Raw genomic sequence first — 19,398 nt, 5'->3', positions numbered from 1 at the left:
GGGGTAACGGACACGCAGGCACACAAAAGCGGCCCCGTCGGGACCGGTCCTCGGACCAGACCCGGCGGGGCCGCCGTCGTGGTACCGAGCCAGTCACGCCTTGCGGCGAGTCGGGCCTATACATCGACGGGAAAGCGCGAGTTGCCGCAACCCGAGCCGCCCAGCACGCACTGACTCCGGCCCCGCCGGGACCGATCCAGATGGATCGGACCGGCGGGGCCGGAGCACGTTCCGACTCGCGGCACCGACCGGAACTACCGTTGGACGAAGACCGCCACGCTGCGCGCCGGTACGGTGAACGTGCCGCTGGACCGCTCGAACGACGCCGTACGCAGCACCGGGTCGGCCGAGGCGCGCAGCACCGGGTGCAACGCCACGTCCGCCCCGCGCAGCCCGGTCACCCGTTGGGTGGCGGCTTCCGGAGTGGCGTTGAAGACTACCGTCACCGACCGCCACGCCCCGCCGAGCCCCCGGGCGTCCAGCGTCATGGTGAGCACCCCCGGCGTCTCGTCCACACCGGAGAGCGGGAAGGCCACCCGCTGCTGCACCTGCCTCGCGGTGGGCAGCCCGAAGACCGGCGAGGAGGCCCGGATCCGCAGCAGCTCGGCGTAGCGGGCGTCGGTCAACTCGACCGCCGCGCAGTCCGGCACCAGCTTCGGATCGGCCAGCAACGGCTGTGCGTACGGCCACTTGTCCCGGTTGTCCTCGGCCGGCGGCAGCCCGAGGCCGAAGCCGTTGCCCTGGGCACAGTCCCAGCGGATCTGGTTGAAGTGGTCCCCGGAGTTGTACGAGTTGCGGTCCAGCGACTTCGACCGCAGTCGCTCGGTGCCGGTGGTGACGAACCCGGCCCCCTGGCCCATCACCACGGTGCTCAACGCCAACACCTGCATCCGGGCTCGATCCGTCGCGGATGTGGCCTGCGGCAGCTTGTACGCCAACGCGTCGTACAGGATCTCGTTGTCGTGCGCGTCGACGTAGGTGACCGCCTCCCCCGGCGCGGCGGTGTAGCCGGCCGGCGAGCCGTTGTAGTCCACGTCGGCGCCGGTGACCTGCCGGCCCGACGAGTCGGTGAACCGGTAGCCGCGCAGGTTGCCGGCCAGCCCCACCTTGACCAGGTCGTGCTGGTGCAGCAGGCGGGCCCGTTGCTCGGCGGCCGAGCCGTTGACCGGATCGCCGTTGGGGTCGGTGAAGAGCCCCGAGGCGAAGCCCTGCCGGCGCGGGTTGTCGTCGAACGGGCCGCCGCCGCGTACCGCGTCACGCAGCCGGTCGTTGAAGGTGCCGATCCCGGTACCGGCCATGTTGGCCTGGGTGGCCTGCACGAAGCGGGCGTCGTCGGCCACCTCGCCGAAGTTCCAACCCTCGCCGTAGAGCAGGATGTTCTTTCCGTCCACCCCGTCACGGGCCACCGTCAGCTTGTCCAGCGCGGCGCGTACGGCCAGGATGTTCGCCTTCGGGTGGTGGCCCATCAGGTCGAAGCGGAAGCCATCCACCTTGTACGCCTTCGCCCAGGTCACCAGCGAGTCCACCACGAGCTTGCCCATCATGGCGTGCTCGGGTGCGGTGTTCGCGCAGCAGGTGGAGGTGGCCACCGTGCCGTCGTCGAGCAGCCGGTGGTAGTAGCCGGGGACGATCTGGTCCAACACCGACTTCGGGTCGGTGCCGGCGGCCGAGGTGTGGTTGTAGACCACGTCCATGACCACCCGCAGACCCACGCCGTTGAGCCCGGCCACCATCTGCCGGAACTCGGTGGTACGTGCCGCACCCTGCGGGTCGACCGCGTACCCACCCTCGGGAACGGTGTAGTGCAGCGGGTCGTACCCCCAGTTGTAGCCGTCGGTCTCCTTTACCTCGGCCACGCATTCCTGCTGCCGCGGCGAGTCCGGCGGCAGGGCCGCCAGGTCGCAGGCCGGCTGCCGCTGGTCGGCCCGGCGCTCCGGGATGGTGGCGAAGTCGAACGCCGGCAACAGGTGCAGGTGGGTCACCCCGGCGTCGCCGATCGCCCTCAGGTGCCGCATGCCGGCGGTGGCCGGGTCGGTGAAGGCGAGGAAGGTGCCCCGCCGCTGCTGCGGCACGGTGTCGTCGGCGATGGAGAAATCCCGCACCGACAGCTCGGAGATCTGCACCTTGGCCGAGGGCACCGCCGCCGGCTTACGCAGCCGCGCCCAGCTCGCCGGAGCGAGCCTCGGATCGGTCAGGTCGACGATCTGGCTGTGCGTCGAGTCCGCCGCCAGCGCCACCGAGTACGGGTCGGTGACCGACGCGGTGACCAGCTGTTGCGTCGCCGGCTGCCACGCCTGCACCCGGTAGCGGTAGTACCTGCCGCTCCAGGAGCGCTGCCCGCGTACCGACCAGACGCCGGTGCGGTCGTCGCGGCGCATCGCCACCGGCCGCGCGGTGGCCGTCGGCGAGTCGAACAGCTCCAGCGACACCGTCCGGGCCGTCGGCGCCCAGACCGACAGGGTCGGCACGCCACCGGTGAAGGTGGCGCCGAGCCGGGCCGAGGTGGCCGGGGCGTAGACGTCGTCGAGCACGCCCGGGATCTGCACACCGGTGGCGCCGAGCAGGGTGCCGTCGGCGGCCCGCTCGGTCACCAGCAGCAGGCCGCGCAGCGCCGCCGGCACCTTGGCCAGGTCACGTCGGTCGAGGGTGAAAGCCCGGTGATCCCACAGGTGGGGGAAGGCCGCGCGTTGTGCCTCGGTGAGCCCGTTGCGCTGCGCGGTCAACGGCAGCGAGGTGTACGTCCCGACGAGCTCGCCGTCGACCACGCGCACCCCGCCGGCCGGCGCGGTCACCAGCGCGTACGCCCGACCGTCGGTGGGGCCGGTGCGCCAGGCGACGGTGGACCGGTCGATCCAGTGCGCTCGCTGCTTGCTGATCTCGGTGTCCGTACCGGTGCCGGTGCCGGTGGTCGTCGGCAGCAGCCGGCCCGGTGTCGCGGCGAGCAACCAGACCTCCCGGCCGGCGTCGGCGAAGTCGAGCCGCTGGTCCTGCGGCAGATCCTTCTCGTCACCGGAGTGAATGATGTAGCTGAGCCCGGTGGCGCCCTCGGCCAGCGGCACCCGGAACTCGGCGCCGAAGGAGTCGACGCGGGTCGGCGGCATCGGCTTCGCCCAGTCGGTGGGGGTGGCCGCACCGTCCCACAGGTGCAGGCCCCAGCCGTCGTAGTCGCCGTCGGGCCGGTGGTAGTGGACGACCGCCACGCCCTCCTCGACCGGCGGGGCAGGCCCGCCCGCGGCCTCCTCCCGGGTCTGGTACGTCGCCGGGTCGCCCTGCTTGACCCAGACCTCACCGGTCTGCGTCACGTCGATGATTCGGTCGTTGTCGACGTCCTTGGTGCCGTCGGCGTCGACCACCAGGAACCCGACCGTCTTCGCCCCGGGCTTGAGTTTCACCCAGGCGAACCGTCCGTACGCGTCGGTGCCGGCGAACGGCTGCCCCTTCGGCCACTCGGTGGTGTACTCCGGGTCGATGTCACCCCAGGCGTACAACGCCCAGTCGTCGTAGTCGCCGTCGGGACGTTGATGGTGGACCACCAGCCAGTCCCGCGACGAGCCGGACGGTTCCGGGGTGCCCACCGTGGCGGTGGCGCGGGCGGACGCGGTCCGGCCCCGACCGTCGCGGACCACCGCCTTGTATTCGATCCTTGTGCCGGCGGCCTGACCGGTCAGGTCGTGGTGCAGGGTGTACGGCGCACGCTGGGCGGAGCCGAGCAGCGTCCACTTTCCGCCAGCGGTCCGCGCCGCCATCGTCACGCGGGCCAGCGGATCGCCGGTGACCTGGGCCGTGACCTCCGCCCGGGTGGCCGGCGACCCCACCGGGGCGATGGTGATGCCCGGCTTGGCCTTGGGCAGCGCGACCGCCGTGCCCGCCCGGTGCACCACCGCTGACAGCGGCGGCACGGTCAGGGTCAGCCTCCCGTCGCCGGCGGCCACCGGCCGGGCGGTGCTGCCGTGGATGCCGGTGAAGGTGGCGCCGGCCGACCAGGTGTCCACGGTGACGGTCTGCGCGGTCGCGGCGTTGTTGACCGCCACCAGGTACTCGGTGCGGTTGCCCGGGTCGACGCGGGAGAAGGCGAAGACGCCGGGACCGTCAGCGGCGTGCCGGGTGACCTGCACCCCGTCGCGCAGGGCCGGGTGCGCCTGACGCAACCGGCCCAGCTCGGCGATGGTGCGGTAGAGCGGGTGCTGGCGGTCGAACTGGTCGACCGCATGGGTGCGGTCGGTGCCGAGCAGATCGTCGTCGAGATAGTCCGGCGTACGCGAGGCGAACATCGGCTGCCGGGCGTCCTTGTCACCGCCGGCGCCGGTGAAGCCCTGCTCGTCGCCGGAGTAGATCACCGGCTGGCCACGGGTGAGGAACATCAGTTCGTGGGCGAGCTGGTCCCGGCGCAGGTGGGTGGCCGGGTCGGTGGGACCGTTGGCGATGAACGAGCCGATCCGGCCCATGTCGTGATTGCCGAGGAAGGTGGTCAGTCGGCCGGCGTGGGTGTCCCGGGCGGCGTAGAGGTCGTCGCGGGCGTAGAGGTCGGCCAGCGCCTTGGCTGATCCGTCGTTCGCGGTGTAGTCCCGCGCCGCCTCCTGGAAGCCGAAGTCCAGTGTCGCGGGCAGGCCACCCTGCCGCACGTAGCTCGATGCGATCTCCGGGTCCGCGCTGTACACCTCACCGAACATGAAGAAGTCCTTCTTGCCGGCGCGGTCCGCCGCCTGCTGCACGCCCTGGCTGAACTGGGGCCAGAAGTCCATGTTGACGTGCTTGACCGTGTCCAGGCGGAAGCCGTCGACGCCGGTGGCGCGTACCCAGTCGGCGTAGATCTTCGTCATGCCCCGGACCACCTCGGGCCGCTCGGTCCACAGGTCGTCGAGGCCGAAGAAGTCGCCGTACTCGCTGTTCTCTCCGACGAATGTCGAGTCACCACGGTTGTGGTACATGGTGGGATCGTTCAGCCAGGCCGGGACCTTGACCTTCGCGTCGGCCGGGGTCTTGAAGGTCGGGGTGTACGGGAAGGAGTCGCCGTCGACCGTCGGGAAGTGCCGGCTGCCGTCGGCGTAGTTGCGGTCCTCGAACGGCCGGCCCTGCGCGTCGCGGTAGGGCGCGCTCGCCTTGTCGACGTAGCTGAACCGGTCCTCGGCGTAGGTGATGACGTCGGCGGTGTGGTTGACGATGACGTCGAGGTAGACCTTGATGCCGCGTCGGTGGGCGAGCTGGACCAGCTTCTTCAGGTCCGCGGGGTCACCGAAGTGCGGATCGACCTGGGTGAAGTCGGTGATCCAGTAACCGTGGTAGCCGGCCGACACGTCGTCACCCTCGCCCTGCACCGGTTGGTTCCTGAAGACCGGTGCGAGCCAGATGGCGGTGGTGCCCAGCCCTTCGATGTAGTCGAGCCGCTCGGTCAGTCCTTTGAGGTCGCCGCCCTGGTAAAACCCCTTGTCCGTGGGGTCGTACCCGGTACGCGTCCGGTCCCCGGCGAGACCGCCGCGATCGTTGCGCGGGTCGCCGTTGGCGAACCGGTCCGGTAGCACGAAGTAGAACTGCTCGGCCCCCACCTGGCTGCGGCCGGCGTCGAGCAGGGCTGTGGTGGAGGGTTCGGCATGCCAGGTGACGGCTCCGGTGGCGGTCAATGTCCCGGTGACGGCGGATCGCCCGGCTGCGGCGGCGGGGTTCACCGCCACCGGCGCGCCGACCAGGGTGACGGTGAGCAGGAAGACGAGGGCGAGCAGGCTTTTGCGCGGTGTCGGCGGGGGTTTCATCGACGGCCTTCCTCTGGTCGCTGATTGGCCCGCACGCTAGCTCTTGCCGAAAGGTTCTGCAATACTTTGCAAACTTCCCTGCAATCAAGCAGGACGTTGCGCAAGGTATGACGTCGTCGCTCCTCACCGAGGGCCGCTAGTGCGGTGGCAGGCCCGTCCGGAGACGCTGCAACTCGCCGGCCGGGCGCCGGCCGACTCGATGTGGAAGCGCAGGTACACCGACGATCCCGCCGCCAGCTTCGGACCACTGCGGTAGGTCAACGTCCCATCGCGACCCGTGAACGTCCCCTGTGGGACCCCTTCCAGCCAGGCGGTCACCACCCGCCCGCCCGGGTACTCCACCCGCGCCACCCAGCCCAGGTCGCCCCGGGAGGTGTTGCGAATCAGCACCTCGGCGATGAAGCCACCCTGAAACATGTGCAAGACCTGGTAACGCGCGTCGAACGGGGCGGGCGGAGGCGCGGGAGTGCGGGACGGCTTGACGGGCGGCACGGTGGTCGGCGGTGGAGAGGCCGTACGCGTCGCGTTGGGAGTGGGGCTCGGTGGGTCGGTGCGGCGCGGGGACAGCCCCGGCACCACCATCGACGGTGGCGCCGACGCGTGCCGCCCCGCAGACGAGGCGCGCTCGGGCATCGGCGCGGCGGCGACCGGAGGCTGCCCCGGCGGCACCGGCTGGAAGTCGGGCCCGGGGCCTCGGTACGCGCCGACCGCGACGACGAGCAACGCCACCATGATGACGACCCCGACCGACACCAGGATCCACGGCGAGGAAGCCACGGCAGTGGAGCCGCGCGGCGGAAACTGACGGGGAGCGCGACGCATACCGGACATGTCTCTCCTCAGCGGGCAGCCCGGCAAGCGTAACGATCTTCAGCCGTGCCGAAAAGTGCGCGGGAACGCCAACTGTGCCGACAGGCGACTCAGCCGATCCCGCAGGATGTTCCGTTGACCGTGCACTGTGCCGGGTACTCCCCGCCCCCGGTACGCGTGAAACGTAGTTGGACCGACTGCTGAGCCCCGGCGGCGAGCTGACCGGTTCCGCTGAGCAGATACCAGCCGCTGCCCCTGATGGTGACCGCCACGCCCGGGCCACTGGACGCCCGGACGCCCGTGACGCCGCCGTTGAAGCGCAGCTCCACTTTCCAGTCGTTCGACTGACCGGAGCTGTTGCGGACCACCATCTGTGCCTCGAAGTAGTCCGCGCCGCTGCCCTGCACCCGGTAGCTGACGGTGACCGTACCGCCGCCGTCGGTCGACCCTGCGGGTGCGGAGGCGCTCGGTGACCAGTAGGTCTCGGGCTGCCCGGGCGCTCCGCTGCGCGACGGACCGGTCGGCCGGGCCGACGTCGCGCTCGACGCGGGTGAGCCGCTCGGCGTGACCGAGGCGCTCGGGGGGACCGAGAGCGGCGGAGTAGCCGGGACCGAGGGGCCGGTCGTGGTCGAATGTGCGGTCGACGCCGACTCCGCGCTCTCCCCGGCGGCTGTCGGCAGGGTGATCGGCGGACCCGGCGACCAGGCCACCGGCTGCTCAGGACCACGGAACGACAACAGCGCGACCACCAGCAGCACCGCCAGGACCGCGACACCGACCAGCACCATCACCCAGGGTGCGGAGGCGATCATTCTCGGCAGGGCGTGCCCGCCGACCGTCCCGGCATCACCGACGACATCGCCGTTCCGGTCGCCGACGGCATCGTCGTACTGGTCGCCGGTGGCGGCACGGTTGCCGTCGCCGTACTGGTCACCGGTGGCATCGTCGTTGGCATCACCGGACGGCCGCACTGACATTGAGGTCCCCACTCGTCGTCGCCGACGGGCAGCCTAGTCACGCCCGGCCCGGGTGCGAAACGGGCAGGTACCGAAGCCGTCCGACTCGCTCGGCGCACCGGACGCATCGACGCCCCGCACCTGGCCGGTTGACGGCGGCGGCCGTACCGGCGGCTCAGCCCGTCCGCACGACAGTGCAGATCGCCGGCCCGTCGTCGGTGCTGCGCAGCAGGTAGCGGTAACGTTCGCCGGGCACCTGGCGACCCTGGCTGTCCAGGAACTCCCAGCGCACCGCCACCTCCACGAGCAGCGCGGACACCTGCTGCACCTGCTCGATGTCGGCGTGCGCCGCGACCAGTTCACGCTCGGTGTAGTCCGGCGCGGCGCCCACGAAGGACAGCGCGACGGCAGCGGTGGAGTTGAACGAGAAGCTGTAGGTGTCGGCCACCACCAGCCCGGGCAGCGCGTAGCAGCCGGCGATCGCCGGCAGGTCCCCGACGGTCAGCGCCACGCCGTACCGGTCGAAGAAGTCGGTCAGCGTGTCGAGATCGGTGGAAGCAGTCACGCCGCAAGCTTTACCGGCCGGCGGCTCGACGAAACCTCAACGGGGCGGGATCCGCACCTCGATCTCGCTGCCCAGCCGGGCACCCCCGTGCAGTTCCAGGTCGTCGCCGCTCCAGAAGCGGCCCGGGTCGTACCAGTTCGGTCGCCGCCCCGCCGGCAGCAGCCCCATCGCCTCGTAGGTGACCGCGACGACCTCCGCGCAGTACGCGGTTTCCAGGGCCAGGTCCTGCGCAGCCGGGACGCGGCGTCGGGGCGTCGGCAACGGCAGCCGTGGCGACGGCACCCGGCCCCGCAGCCACCGCCAGGCCAACTGGGCGGTGGACGGGAACGGCGTGCCGTCCAGCCGGGCGATGGTCCGCAGCACCGACCGCTCCATCTCCCCGTCGGCCGGCGGCTCCAACTGGCGCAGCCAGCCGCGCTGACCGTACCGGTTCGCCCAGATGCCGACCGCGTCCCGCAGGTCGTGCAGCTGCACGCCGCGCTGATGGGTGCCGGTCCACAGATCCGGCAGCGACCGGCCCAGCTCGGCGTGCCACAGCAACGGCGGCATGTCGTCCAGCACCACCGCCATGCCCACATGGTTGACCGGGCTGTTGGTGGTCAGCTGGATGGCTCGGTCAGGCACACTGCGGCCCCGGAAGACCCACAGATCGCCGGTACGGGTCAGCTCCACCGCCTCGTCCAGGCTGATGCTCATGGAGGACTACCCTAAGCGGATGCGGCGACGGATGCGGTGGTGGAAGGTCCTCGGGTTGGCCGGTCTGGCCGGGGTCGCAGCCTCGGGCGTGGTGATCGCCCGAGCGGAGCGACGGCGGCGCGCGTACACCCCGGAGGAGATCCGGGCCCGGTTGCGCGACCGGTACGCGGAGGCGAACTCGATCTCGCCGGCCGACGAGACCTAGTCCACTTCGGCGTGGTTGCGGTCCCAACGGCCGCCGACCGGTTGGCTGTCCAGCCGCAGCGGCCCCTCGACGTTGCCGACGAGGTCGTTGTCCTCGACCCGGCATGAGACGCAGGCACCTCGGTCGCTGACCCACAGCCCGTAGCTCTGCGTGGGGTCGTCTCGGTTGTCCCAGATCCGGTTGCCGCGCACCATTGCCGACTCGAAGTGGGCGTTCACCGCGATGCCGGCCCGCAGCGGGGTCGCCGGTGGCAGTTCGTAGCGCGTCCCGGGTGGCGGCACGTCCTCGTTCCAGGCGATCGCCGCGTCCGGCCGCAGATCGGCCAGATCCAGTTCCTCCCCGGTGTTGCCGACCACCAGCGCCAGCCGGGACCCCACCCGGAGCACCTTTCCCCGGTGCCCGTCGGGCGGCCACGCCGCTGCCCGGTCCGACACGGCGCGCCGGCCGTAGCGCACCGACTCCCCTGAGCCGGTGGCCGCCGGGGCGCACTGCCGCCCGTTGCTCCGGATCCGGTTGTTCGTCACCGTCGCGTCGACCATCGGCCGGTCCACCCGGATGCCGTCGAGTCCGTTGTCCCAGAAGTCGTTGCTGTCGATCACCACGTCCGAGGTCGGGCCCTGGTAGCCGTTGCCCAGATCATGCTGGTGGTAGCCGTACCAACCGTTGCCGCTGATCCGGTTGCCCCGGATCGTGTACGGCCCGGGGGTGTTGCCCATGCTGATCCCGTCGCGGACGTTCCGGTCGATCACGCAGTCACTGAGGATGCCGCCTCGGCCGGCGATGCCCGCCGTACCGTTGGCGGAGACGTCGAAGCCGGCCTCCAGGTTTCCGGTGAGGGTGCAGGCGGAGACGATCAGGCCGTCGGCACCCCAGTCCGAGATGCCGAACCGGTTGGCCTGGCTGTGGCAGCCGATGATGCGGTACCCGCGCGGTGGCGTCCAGTACGGCTTCTGCAACTCCAGGAAGATCCCGTTGGTGCCGTTGCCGAGCGTGGTGCAGTTGCTGATGGTGCAGCGCTCCACCTCCCCCCAGCCGCCGATGCCGATACCGATGCCCGCGCCGCCCATCTCCTCACCGTTGTCCAGCCGCCCGCAGCCGACCGTCACCACGCCGTCGATCAGGCTGTCCTGGAGGAAGTCGCAGCCGAGTCCGGTGGCGCCGGTGTGGTGGATGTAGAGATTGCGGAAGACGCCCCGTACGACGTACTGCAGGCCGAGGCCCTTGGCCAGATAGCTGTAGGTCGCCAAGGCCACGCCAGAGCCGTCGATCTCGAAGTCGGCGAAGGTGCAGTCGGCGATGTGCCGGTCCCGGTCGGCGCCGTGCTGCACGGTGGTCCAGAAAGCCAGCGGCGTCGGGTCCGCCCGGTTGCCCTCGTTGCTCAACACGAAGCGGGTCGCTCCCGGCCCCGCACCGATCAGTGACACCCCGCTGCGCCATACCGTGCCCGCGTCCCGGATCGAGTAGATCCCGGGCGGGCAGTAGATGACCCGCGCCCGACCGTCGGCGGCATATCCCTCACCGAGCCGGTCGACCAGAGCAGCCAGCGCAGGCTGGTCGTTGGTCACCCCATCGCCCTGAAGTCCGAAGTCGCGCGCATCGCACCACAACGGTGCCCCGGCGACCGGAGACGGGCGCTCGCGGGTGGCGATGGACCGATCCTGCTGCCGCACGGACCTCTCCCCTCGGTCGGGACCTGCTGCCCGCCCGGCTTTCCCCGTCACCCCCACCGAAAACGCCAGGTGGCGTGCGTGGCGCCCGCTCTTCTCCGAAGCAACCACGACGTCTGACCCGTGCTGTCCGGTATCAGCCGGTTTGCGGTGACGCCGGTCACCGCTGTGGCGGAATCCGGCCCGCACCCCGGTCGTTGAACATGACGTGGCCGCGAGCGGCTCTGCGCCCGCCTGTCCGGCCGGAATGACCCCCACCCCCGGGGCGTTACATCCCGCGTGACCGCGAGCGCCTTCCGCTCGCCGCACCCCGGGCCCCGGAATGACCCCCACCCCCCGGGCGTTACACCCTCCGGACGTCGCGAGCAGGATCCCCGATCCCCCGACGATCCTCCCCCTTCTGACACGACCCACCGCATCCCCCTGCGGCGTGCGTCGTGCACCCCCGACGAAAGGTGTAGATCACCATGGCTACCACCATTCTGCGTAAGACCGCTCTGACCATCGCTGCTGCTGCCGCCACCGCCGGCGGCATCGCCGGTCCCGCCGTCGCCGCCCAGGCCGCCCCCTCGACCAAGCCGGTCGTGCAGGTGCAGGCCGAGCGCAAGCCTGGCGGCGAGCGTCAGCTCGACGTGCGCTACCAGGCCCAGGACACCTTCTACTACTGCGGCCCCGCCGCCACCCGCAACGCCCTGTCGGTGCAGGGTAAGAACATCGACCAGCACGACATGGCGAAGCGGATGGGCACCACCGAGGCCGGCACCAACTCCATCAACGACATCACGCCCGTGCTGAACAAGGAGACCGGCAAGGACGTCTACAAGTCGGTCGAGATCTCGGGCGCCAAGGCCGACGCCAAGCAGGCTGAGAAGCTGCGCGAGGACGTCGTGCGCACGGTGGACGCCGGCCGGGCCATCGTCGCCAACATCGCCGGCACCGCAACCGACATCGACGGCACCGCCCACAGCTTCGAGGGTGGCCACTACGTCAGCGTCGTCGGCTACCGTGACGGCGGCGAACTGGTGAAGATCGCCGACTCGGCCGACCCGAACCAGGCCTCCTACTGGATGACCACCAAGGACCTGGCCAACTGGATCGCCACCCGCGGCTACGCCACCTCCTGACGCTCGACACCACGAAGGGCCGACCCCCACCCGGGGTCGGCCCTTCGTGCTGCCGCCCGGGAGGGCGACGGTCGCTGGGTATGGCGGTCGGGTGGGGTCAGAGCAGGGCGGGTGTGCCTTGCGCGCCGGACGGAAGTCGTCCTCCACGCCCAGGTGCAGTTCAACTCCGTACCCACGGAACCAGCAACCACCGCGGGCCGCGAGGGCCGGTGGCTTGGCCAGTTCGGTGAGGTCGAGGAGGCCGACATGGAAGGCGCGCGACAGGTTCTCCGAGCCCCGGGGGCAGGCGAGCTGGACGTGGTGGATCATGAGGACACCTCCCGCACCCACCGTCGCATCGGGTTGCGCGAATAGCAAGACGGACGTACGGTTTTATTGACGGTACGAATCGGCGGTAAGTGTTGCCTAACCACGGCGGCACTCCCTCCGGTGCGAAAGACTGCTCAGGACTACTCACGGTCGCTGGTGTGAAGGAGTACGACGTGGCGAGCCTCGACACCTTCGGTGCGAAAACCCAGCTACGCGTCGGAGACGCGAGCTACGAGATTTTCAAGATCAGCAAAGTCGAAGGGCAGGAACGACTCCCCTACAGCCTGAAGATCCTGCTGGAAAACCTGCTGCGGACCGAGGACGGCGCGAACATCACCGCCGACCACATCCGCCAGCTTGGTGCGTGGGACCCGAACGCGGACCCGAACGTCGAGATCCAGTTCACCCCGGCGCGGGTGCTGATGCAGGACTTCACCGGCGTGCCCTGCGTGGTCGACCTGGCCACCATGCGTGAGGCCGTCCGCGAACTCGGTGGCGACCCGACCAAGGTGAACCCCCTCGCCCCCGCCGAGTTGGTCATCGACCACTCCGTCATCGCCGACCTGTTCGGCCGCGAGGACGCCTTCGAGCGCAACGTCGAGCTGGAGTACGCGCGCAACAAGGAGCGCTACCAGTTCCTGCGCTGGGGGCAGACCGCGTTCAACGAGTTCAAGGTGGTCCCGCCGGGCACCGGCATCGTGCACCAGGTCAACATCGAGTACCTGGCCCGCACGATCATGGAGCGGGGCGGCCAGGCGTACCCGGACACCGTCGTCGGCACCGACTCGCACACCACGATGGTCAACGGTCTCGGCGTGCTCGGCTGGGGCGTGGGTGGCATCGAGGCCGAGGCCGCGATGCTCGGCCAGCCGGTCAGCATGCTGATCCCACGGGTCGTCGGCTTCAAGCTCTCCGGCGAGATGCCGGCCGGCACCACCGCCACCGACCTGGTGCTCACCATCACCGAGATGCTGCGCAACCACGGTGTGGTCGGCAAGTTCGTCGAGTTCTACGGCCCCGGTGTGAGCGCGGTGCCGCTGGCCAACCGGGCCACCATCGGCAACATGTCCCCGGAGTACGGCTCCACCGTCGCGATCTTCCCGATCGACGCCGAGACCGTCCGCTACCTGGAACTGACCGGCCGCGACCCACAGCAGATCGCCCTGGTCGAGGCGTACGCCAAGGAGCAGGGTCTCTGGCACGACCCGGACGCCGAGCCGGACTACTCCGAGCGCCTGGAACTCGACCTGAGCACCATCGAGCCGTCGCTGGCCGGTCCCAAGCGCCCGCAGGACCGGGTGCCGCTGGGCAACGCGAAGACCCTCTTCCGCGCCGCGCTCCCGGACTATCTCAACGGCAAGCGGAAGCCGGTCAAGGGGCCCGCGGACATCGCCAGCGTCCTGTCCTTCCCGGCCAGCGACCCGCCCGCCAACGACCTGAACGACCCGGTCGACCGGCCGCGCGGCCTGATGTCGGCCGCCACCGGGGCCAAGGGTCGGCCCAGCGATCCCATCCACGTGGTCGGTGAGGACGGCAACGAGTACGAGCTGGACCACGGGGCGGTGGTGATCGCCGCCATCACCTCCTGCACGAACACCTCCAACCCGCAGGTGATGATCGGTGCGGCGCTGCTCGCGCGGAACGCGGTCGACAAGGGCCTGAACCGCAAGCCGTGGGTGAAGACCACGCTCGCACCCGGCTCCAAGGTCGTCATGGACTACTACGAGCGGGCCGGTCTCACGCCGTACCTGGAGAAGCTCGGCTTCCACCTGGTCGGCTACGGCTGCACCACCTGCATCGGCAACTCCGGTCCGCTGCCGGAGGCGATCTCCGCCGCCGTGGACGAGGCCGACCTCGCCGTCGTCTCGGTGCTCTCCGGCAACCGCAACTTCGAGGGCCGGATCAACCCGGACGTGAAGATGAACTACCTGGCGTCCCCGCCGCTGGTGGTGGCGTACTCCCTCGCCGGCACGATGGACATCGACCTGGCGAACGAGCCACTCGGTACGGACAGCGAGGGTAACCCGGTTTTCCTGCGCGACATCTGGCCGAGCACCGCCGAAATCCAGGACGTCATCGCCTCCGCGATCGGCGCCACCGGTTTCAGCTCCGCGTACGCCGACGTCTTCGCCGGTGACGAGCGCTGGCAGTCCCTGCCGACCCCGACCGGGGACACCTTCGCCTGGGCTGACGACTCCACCTACGTCCGCAAGCCCCCGTACTTCGAGGGCATGCGACCGCAGCCGGAGCCGGTGACCGACATCGCCGGTGCCCGGGTGCTGGCCAAGCTCGGCGACTCGGTGACCACCGACCACATCTCGCCGGCCGGTTCCATCAAGGCCGACTCCCCCGCCGGTCAGTACCTCGCCGAGCACGGTGTGCCTCGCCACGAGTTCAACTCGTACGGTTCCCGCCGGGGTAACCACGAGGTGATGATCCGGGGCACCTTCGCCAACATCCGCCTGCGTAACCAGTTGGTCCCGGGCGTGGAGGGCGGCTTCACGGTCAACCACCTGACCGGCGAGCAGACCTCCATCTACGACGCGGCCATGGCGTACCAGGCCGCCGACGTCCCGCTGGTCATCCTGGCCGGCAAGGAGTACGGTTCCGGCTCCTCCCGGGACTGGGCGGCCAAGGGCACCATGCTGCTCGGTGTCCAGGCGGTCATCGCCGAGTCGTACGAGCGGATCCACCGCTCCAACCTGATCGGCATGGGCGTGCTGCCGCTGCAGTTCCCCGCCGGGGAGAACGCCGACTCGCTGGGGCTGAGCGGCACCGAGACGTTCACCATCACCGGGGTGACCGCCATCAACGACGGCGACACTCCCCGCACGGTGAAGGTCACCACCGACGGCGGCGTGGAGTTCGACGCGGTGGTGCGGATCGACACCCCGGGTGAGGCGGACTACTACCGGCACGGCGGCATCCTGCAGTACGTGCTGCGACGCATGATCGCCAACTGACCGGAGTGCCGTGAGGGCTCCCATCCCGGACGGGGTGGGAGCCCTCGGCGTGTGGTGGCACCGCGTCACTCGGTGCGACGGGCGTACCGGACCTTCATCGCGTGCTCCACCAGCGTGATGAGCACCTCCTTGACCGACTCGCGCTGCCGGGCGTCGCAGAGCAGCACCGGCACGCCGGGATCGAGGTTGAGCGCCGCCTGCACCTCGTCGAGCCGGTAACGCCGCGCGCCGTCGAAGCAGTTGACCGCGACGAGGAACGGCGTACCCCGGCCCTCGAAGTAGTCGATGGAGGGGAAGCAGTCGGCCAGTCGACGGGTGTCGGCCAGCACCACCGCACCGATCGCGCCGAGGGCCAGTTCGTCCCAGACGAACGAGAACCGGTCCTGGCCCGGGGTACCGAACAGATACAGCACCAGGTCATCACTGATGGTGATCCGACCGAAGTCCATCGCGACGGTGGTGGTCTGCTTCGCCTCGACGCCGGCCAGGTCGTCGATCCCCACTCCCGATTCGGTCAGCACCTCCTCGGTCCGCAGCGGGCGGGTCTCACTCACCGCACCGACCAGCGTGGTCTTGCCGACCCCGAAACTGCCGGCGACCAGGATCTTGATCGCTGTGGGCAGGACGGTCGCGCCCGACGACCGCTCAGAGTGCCCGTAGTCCATTGATAACCGCCTCGAAGATGCTGTGATCGGGTAGTCCGACGGTGGTGTTCGGCTCGCGGATCTGTACCAGATTGCGCGCCACCAGATCGCCGAGCAGGACCCGTACGGTGCCCACCGGCAGGTCCAGGTGTGCCGCGACCTCGGCGACAGACAGCATCCGCTGGCACAGGCCGACGATCGCCAGATGCTCCGGGCCCAGGCCGACCTCCGGAGCGACGTCCGCACGGGTGGCCGTCACCAGGGAGATCAGATCGAACGTGCCGGTGACCGGACGGGCCCGGCCGCCGGTCACCGCGTACGGACGAACCACTGGACCGGCATGGTCATCCACCCACTGGTGGTCGGCGACATCTCCCTGCGCCGTCATCGGAGCTAACTCTCCCCGTTGATCTGCTCCGCTGACCGCGACGGCGACGCGACGTACTTGCCGACCCGGGTGACCAGCATGGCCATCTCGTACGCGATCAGACCGACGTCGGCGTCCTCACTGGCCAGCACCGCCAGGCAGGCGTTGCGGCCGGCGGCCGTGACGAACAGGAACGACGACTGCATCTCGATGATTGTCTGCTGCACCTGCCCGCCACCGAACCGCTTGCCCGCGCCGCGGGCCAGGCTCTGGATGCCGGCCGCCATCGCCGCCAGATGCTCACCGTCGTCACGGCTGAGCCCCTGCGAGGAGGCCATCAGCAGACCGTCGGCGGACAGCGCGACCGCGTGCTCGGCCTGCTTGACCCGACCGACCAGATCATCGAGCAACCACGTCAGGTCGGCACTCGAAGCCGTCTTCTGCGCCACTTCGTCGTCCTCTTCTCCCCCGGCTCATCGCCGTTCTCGCTTGGGCCTGAACGTCCTCGCCCGGCTCGCCGGGCAACCAGCACGGCGTCGTCATCGTCGGGGACGGTGACCCGGGCGGCGAAGCCCCAGAGCGCCGCCAGCGAGGTCAACAGGGCCACCACCTCGGTGCGCAGATTCGTCCCGCGGGAACCCATTACACCGTCCCTGGCACTGAGCTCGATGATCGGCCAGTCAGGAGTGCGTCACACAGCACACCGACCCCGGCGCAACCTAACAGCGTCACCCCATCAACTCAAGCGCTCGTGATCATGACCCTGCTCGGCTCGGGCCATCCCCTGCGGACACACCGTCCGACGGGGCCTCGGCGCTCCGGAGCGCCAGCCGCCGAGCCGCCAGCACCGCCGCCCGTACGATGAGCAGAGGCGCGTAGAGGTCCTTGTCGTGCCACAGTGGAGGATGCTCGATGGCGTCGACGGGCAGGTGGGTCAGTGCCCGACGCACAGCCGACGGCACCTCGGGTCGGCTCCGCTGGCTCGTGCCGAGCAGGATGTGCACCGCGTAGGCCGTCTCCTCGGCCGTGCTCGACCAGCGTCCCCAGCCGCCGTCGGCACGCTGCGTCGCCAACACCCAGTCCACGGCCCGATCGAGACGGTCTCTCGCCGTCCCGGGCGGCGCGTATCCGGCCAGGGCCAGCACCACGCAACAGGTGGCGTAGTACGGCGAGGCGTGCCACCGGTCCGCCCAGTGCCCGTCGCGCTGCTGCCGGTCGGACAGCCAACCCGCGAGTGCGGCCACCCGGGCCGCGTACCGGGCAGCCCCGTCCCCGGTGTGGCGGGCGTGCCAGCCCAACGCCTCCAGCACGTGCGCGTTGGTGGTGACCGAGTGCCCGTCCTCTCCTTGCCAGGTGCAGAAGTGGCTGCCCAGGTCGTAGTGGTCCAGGCTGGCCGGATCCACCGGACGACCCAGCCGGGCGAGGGCGTACAGCGTCGCGGCGGTGGTGTCGGCGTCGGCGGGCAGGCCGGGGCCGGTCGCCGCGCCGGGCGACCCGAGCGCGGCCGCCAACTCGGTGACCAGCCTGGCCGACGGCCGGACCGGCAACCCCACCCTGGTCAGCGTGGCCAGGGTCCAGGACCGCTCGAAGACGGTGATCGGGGTGCAGCAGGGCACCGGACCGCCGTGCCGGGCCACCACGTCGTCGAGGTACGCCCGAGCGGACTGCTCCACCGAGGGACGATGCGTCAGCCAGGCCGCGGTCGCCGCCGGTGAGGCGCCCACCGCCCCCGCTACCGGGCCGATCTCGGAGCGGCCGGCGGCGGCCGGGCCCAGCACCTCGTAGGCGTGCCAGAGCTTGTCAGGAACCGGGCGGTCGGTGACGAGCAATGCGCCGACCGCGTCGAGCCGTCGCCGGTCCACCCGGGGCAGTGCGCGCGGCGCCCCGGTCACCGACGGGTCGTTGGCGTGGTGCATCCGGTCCAGGTGGGCGTCGATCCTGGCCGCCAGGGCCGGCACGATCAGGTCCGCCGCCGGGGTGTCCGGCATGGACGGTGCGGCGTCGAGTAGCCGGGCCAGGGCGACCAGTCCACGCCTGCCGGCCACGGCCAGGTCCGCCCGGGTGGGCCCGCCGGGCTCGGCCGGATCGGCCCGGACCAACGCGGCCAGCAGCGCCTCCACCGCGCTCGCTGTGGGCACCAGGGCGTAACCATCGGCCGCACCCCAGGTGCCGTCGACGCCCTGCTGCCTGAGCAGGTACGCCAGCCGTCGTCCGTGCCCGGTGAGCCATGGTGCGTCGGCGACGAGCCGGCCCGTCTCGTAGACCGAGGCGCTGACCTGTCCGTGTGGTTCCCGTTCGAGCTGTGCGATCAGGTCGCCCGCCGCGTCGACGACGGCCGACGCGGCCACGGTCGAGGTGGTGGTCATCGAGGCCGTCACGGCGTACCCCCGACGTCAGCCAGGGCACGCGGCAGGTTCGGCGACACCGGTAGCAGGGGCTCGGATCCCGCTTGTCCGTTCTGGACTGACATGGCGTGGTCGGCTCCCACCTGAAAGGGGCCCCAGGGGTGTGGGGCGCTACTCTTCGAAATGCCACGGTTGCGAAGAGCATGACATCGCACCGGCAATCCTCACTAGTCGCGCAGCGTGGAATCTTCATGGTGGACATTCCCACTGTCCACTCAAGACTCGACTGGTCGGACGACCTTGCGCCGTCCGTGTTCGACCTCCTCGGCGGCAGCCGCAGCACGCCGCGCGAGCGGCCCCGGGACACAATCTGCCTGCTCAGCGGGCGAACGGGCGAGATCGGCGATCAGCGGACCGCCACCGTCGCATCGGCGTGCGTCCACCGCGCAGCCCGGTCCGTCACCGGCCCGGGTGATCTACGTCATGCGCGCGGGATCAGTCGGCATCGATAGGACGGACTGGATGAGCACGGCCGGCAGGCGGGGACGACCGGTAGAACGCGGGGGTGCCCATCCGTAGGATTCGCCCGACGGGAATGCGGGCCGCGGCCGGTCTCGCTGTGCCAGGCTCAGGGACATGGACGACAAGACCATCCTGAACCGGATCTCGGACCTCGTCGACGAGGAGCACCGGCTGCGCGCACAGGCACAGACCCAGGAGACGGGCACCGACGACGCGGCCCGTACCCGCCTGCGGCAGCTGGAGGAGTCCCTCGACCAGTGCTGGGACCTGCTGCGCCGCCGCCGCGCCGCCCGGCAGGCTCATGGCGACCCCGACGCCCAGGGAGGCCGCCCGGTCTCCGAGGTCGAACGGTATCTCCAGTAGGTCCCCGGCCTCGTGGTCCGGCGGGTCGACCACGCGGTGCCGACCGATCCAGGATCGGGCAGGGCCGGCCGCTGCGGACGGGCTCCGGATGACGGTGACCGGCATCCGGAGCCCG

Annotated in this window: 14 protein-coding genes and 1 pseudogene; 4 read left to right on the top strand and 11 right to left on the bottom strand. The window is 70.6% G+C overall.

Going from position 1 to position 19,398, the window contains the following annotated elements; genetic code table 11:
* Positions 1-254 precede the first annotated feature (254 nt).
* The 5 genes from pulA to Vlu01_RS23450 all read right to left on the bottom strand — a co-directional run bounded on the left by pulA (position 255) and on the right by Vlu01_RS23450 (position 8,774).
* Complete coding sequence (gene pulA, locus Vlu01_RS23470; protein WP_204003303.1) at positions 255-5,747, bottom strand: pullulanase-type alpha-1,6-glucosidase; 5,493 nt, start codon at positions 5,745-5,747, stop codon at positions 255-257.
* A gap of 123 nt (positions 5,748-5,870) precedes the next feature.
* Positions 5,871-6,578 (bottom strand): cellulose binding domain-containing protein, encoded by a 708-nt coding sequence (locus Vlu01_RS23465; protein ID WP_239096073.1) that lies wholly within the window; start codon positions 6,576-6,578, stop codon positions 5,871-5,873.
* An 89-nt stretch (positions 6,579-6,667) separates the two neighbouring features.
* Positions 6,668-7,534: a cellulose binding domain-containing protein gene (locus Vlu01_RS23460; protein ID WP_204003300.1), complete on the bottom strand. Its 867-nt coding sequence runs from the start codon at positions 7,532-7,534 to the stop codon at positions 6,668-6,670.
* Positions 7,535-7,688: 154 nt separating this feature from the next.
* Positions 7,689-8,078: a DUF6841 family protein gene (locus Vlu01_RS23455; protein WP_204003297.1), complete on the bottom strand. Its 390-nt coding sequence runs from the start codon at positions 8,076-8,078 to the stop codon at positions 7,689-7,691.
* Positions 8,079-8,114: 36 nt separating this feature from the next.
* On the bottom strand, positions 8,115-8,774 hold the full coding sequence (locus tag Vlu01_RS23450) for a hypothetical protein (RefSeq protein WP_204003295.1): 660 nt from the start codon (positions 8,772-8,774) through the stop codon (positions 8,115-8,117).
* Here Vlu01_RS23450 and Vlu01_RS23445 point away from each other — a divergent pair.
* Positions 8,773-8,979, top strand: coding sequence for a hypothetical protein (locus Vlu01_RS23445; protein WP_204003331.1), 207 nt, complete (start codon positions 8,773-8,775; stop codon positions 8,977-8,979). The two genes, Vlu01_RS23450 and Vlu01_RS23445, sit on opposite strands and share 2 nt — an antisense overlap.
* Here Vlu01_RS23445 and Vlu01_RS23440 read toward each other — a convergent pair.
* Complete coding sequence (locus Vlu01_RS23440) at positions 8,976-10,649, bottom strand: right-handed parallel beta-helix repeat-containing protein (protein ID WP_204003291.1); 1,674 nt, start codon at positions 10,647-10,649, stop codon at positions 8,976-8,978. The genes Vlu01_RS23445 and Vlu01_RS23440 overlap by 4 nt on opposite strands.
* Before the next feature lie 464 nt (positions 10,650-11,113).
* Here Vlu01_RS23440 and Vlu01_RS23435 point away from each other — a divergent pair, with 464 nt between their 5' ends.
* Positions 11,114-11,770, top strand: coding sequence for a C39 family peptidase (locus Vlu01_RS23435; RefSeq protein WP_204003288.1), 657 nt, complete (start codon positions 11,114-11,116; stop codon positions 11,768-11,770).
* A 108-nt stretch (positions 11,771-11,878) separates the two neighbouring features.
* Here Vlu01_RS23435 and Vlu01_RS27655 read toward each other — a convergent pair.
* Positions 11,879-12,079: pseudogene (locus Vlu01_RS27655) on the bottom strand (VOC family protein); the annotation flags it as partial.
* 158 nt (positions 12,080-12,237) lie between these two features.
* Here Vlu01_RS27655 and Vlu01_RS23430 point away from each other — a divergent pair.
* The gene (locus Vlu01_RS23430; RefSeq protein ID WP_204003285.1) at positions 12,238-15,042 is read left to right on the top strand and encodes an aconitate hydratase; all 2,805 of its coding nucleotides are present in this window, start codon (positions 12,238-12,240) and stop codon (positions 15,040-15,042) included.
* Positions 15,043-15,107: 65 nt separating this feature from the next.
* Here the strand turns inward: Vlu01_RS23430 and Vlu01_RS23425 are convergent, their stop codons facing one another.
* From Vlu01_RS23425 to Vlu01_RS23410, 4 genes are all read right to left on the bottom strand, one after another.
* Positions 15,108-15,707: a GTP-binding protein gene (locus Vlu01_RS23425; protein ID WP_204003283.1), complete on the bottom strand. Its 600-nt coding sequence runs from the start codon at positions 15,705-15,707 to the stop codon at positions 15,108-15,110.
* A complete protein-coding gene (locus Vlu01_RS23420) occupies positions 15,688-16,074 on the bottom strand; it encodes a DUF742 domain-containing protein (RefSeq protein WP_204003280.1) in 387 nt (128 codons plus the stop codon). The genes Vlu01_RS23425 and Vlu01_RS23420 overlap by 20 nt, the downstream gene beginning before the upstream one ends.
* A gap of 5 nt (positions 16,075-16,079) precedes the next feature.
* A complete protein-coding gene (locus Vlu01_RS23415; protein ID WP_204003279.1) occupies positions 16,080-16,502 on the bottom strand; it encodes a roadblock/LC7 domain-containing protein in 423 nt (140 codons plus the stop codon).
* Between the two features lie 306 nt (positions 16,503-16,808).
* Complete coding sequence (locus tag Vlu01_RS23410) at positions 16,809-18,419, bottom strand: prenyltransferase/squalene oxidase repeat-containing protein (protein ID WP_204003276.1); 1,611 nt, start codon at positions 18,417-18,419, stop codon at positions 16,809-16,811.
* A gap of 615 nt (positions 18,420-19,034) precedes the next feature.
* Here Vlu01_RS23410 and Vlu01_RS23405 point away from each other — a divergent pair.
* On the top strand, positions 19,035-19,283 hold the full coding sequence (locus Vlu01_RS23405) for a DUF2630 family protein (protein ID WP_204003274.1): 249 nt from the start codon (positions 19,035-19,037) through the stop codon (positions 19,281-19,283).
* The last annotated feature ends 115 nt before the right edge of the window (positions 19,284-19,398 follow it).

Origin of the sequence: Micromonospora lutea, from assembly GCF_016863535.1 — a bacterium.
GTDB lineage: Bacteria > Actinomycetota > Actinomycetes > Mycobacteriales > Micromonosporaceae > Micromonospora > Micromonospora lutea.
The sequence above is the reverse complement of the archived record's forward strand: the minus strand, read 5'-3'. Positions and strand labels throughout refer to the sequence as shown.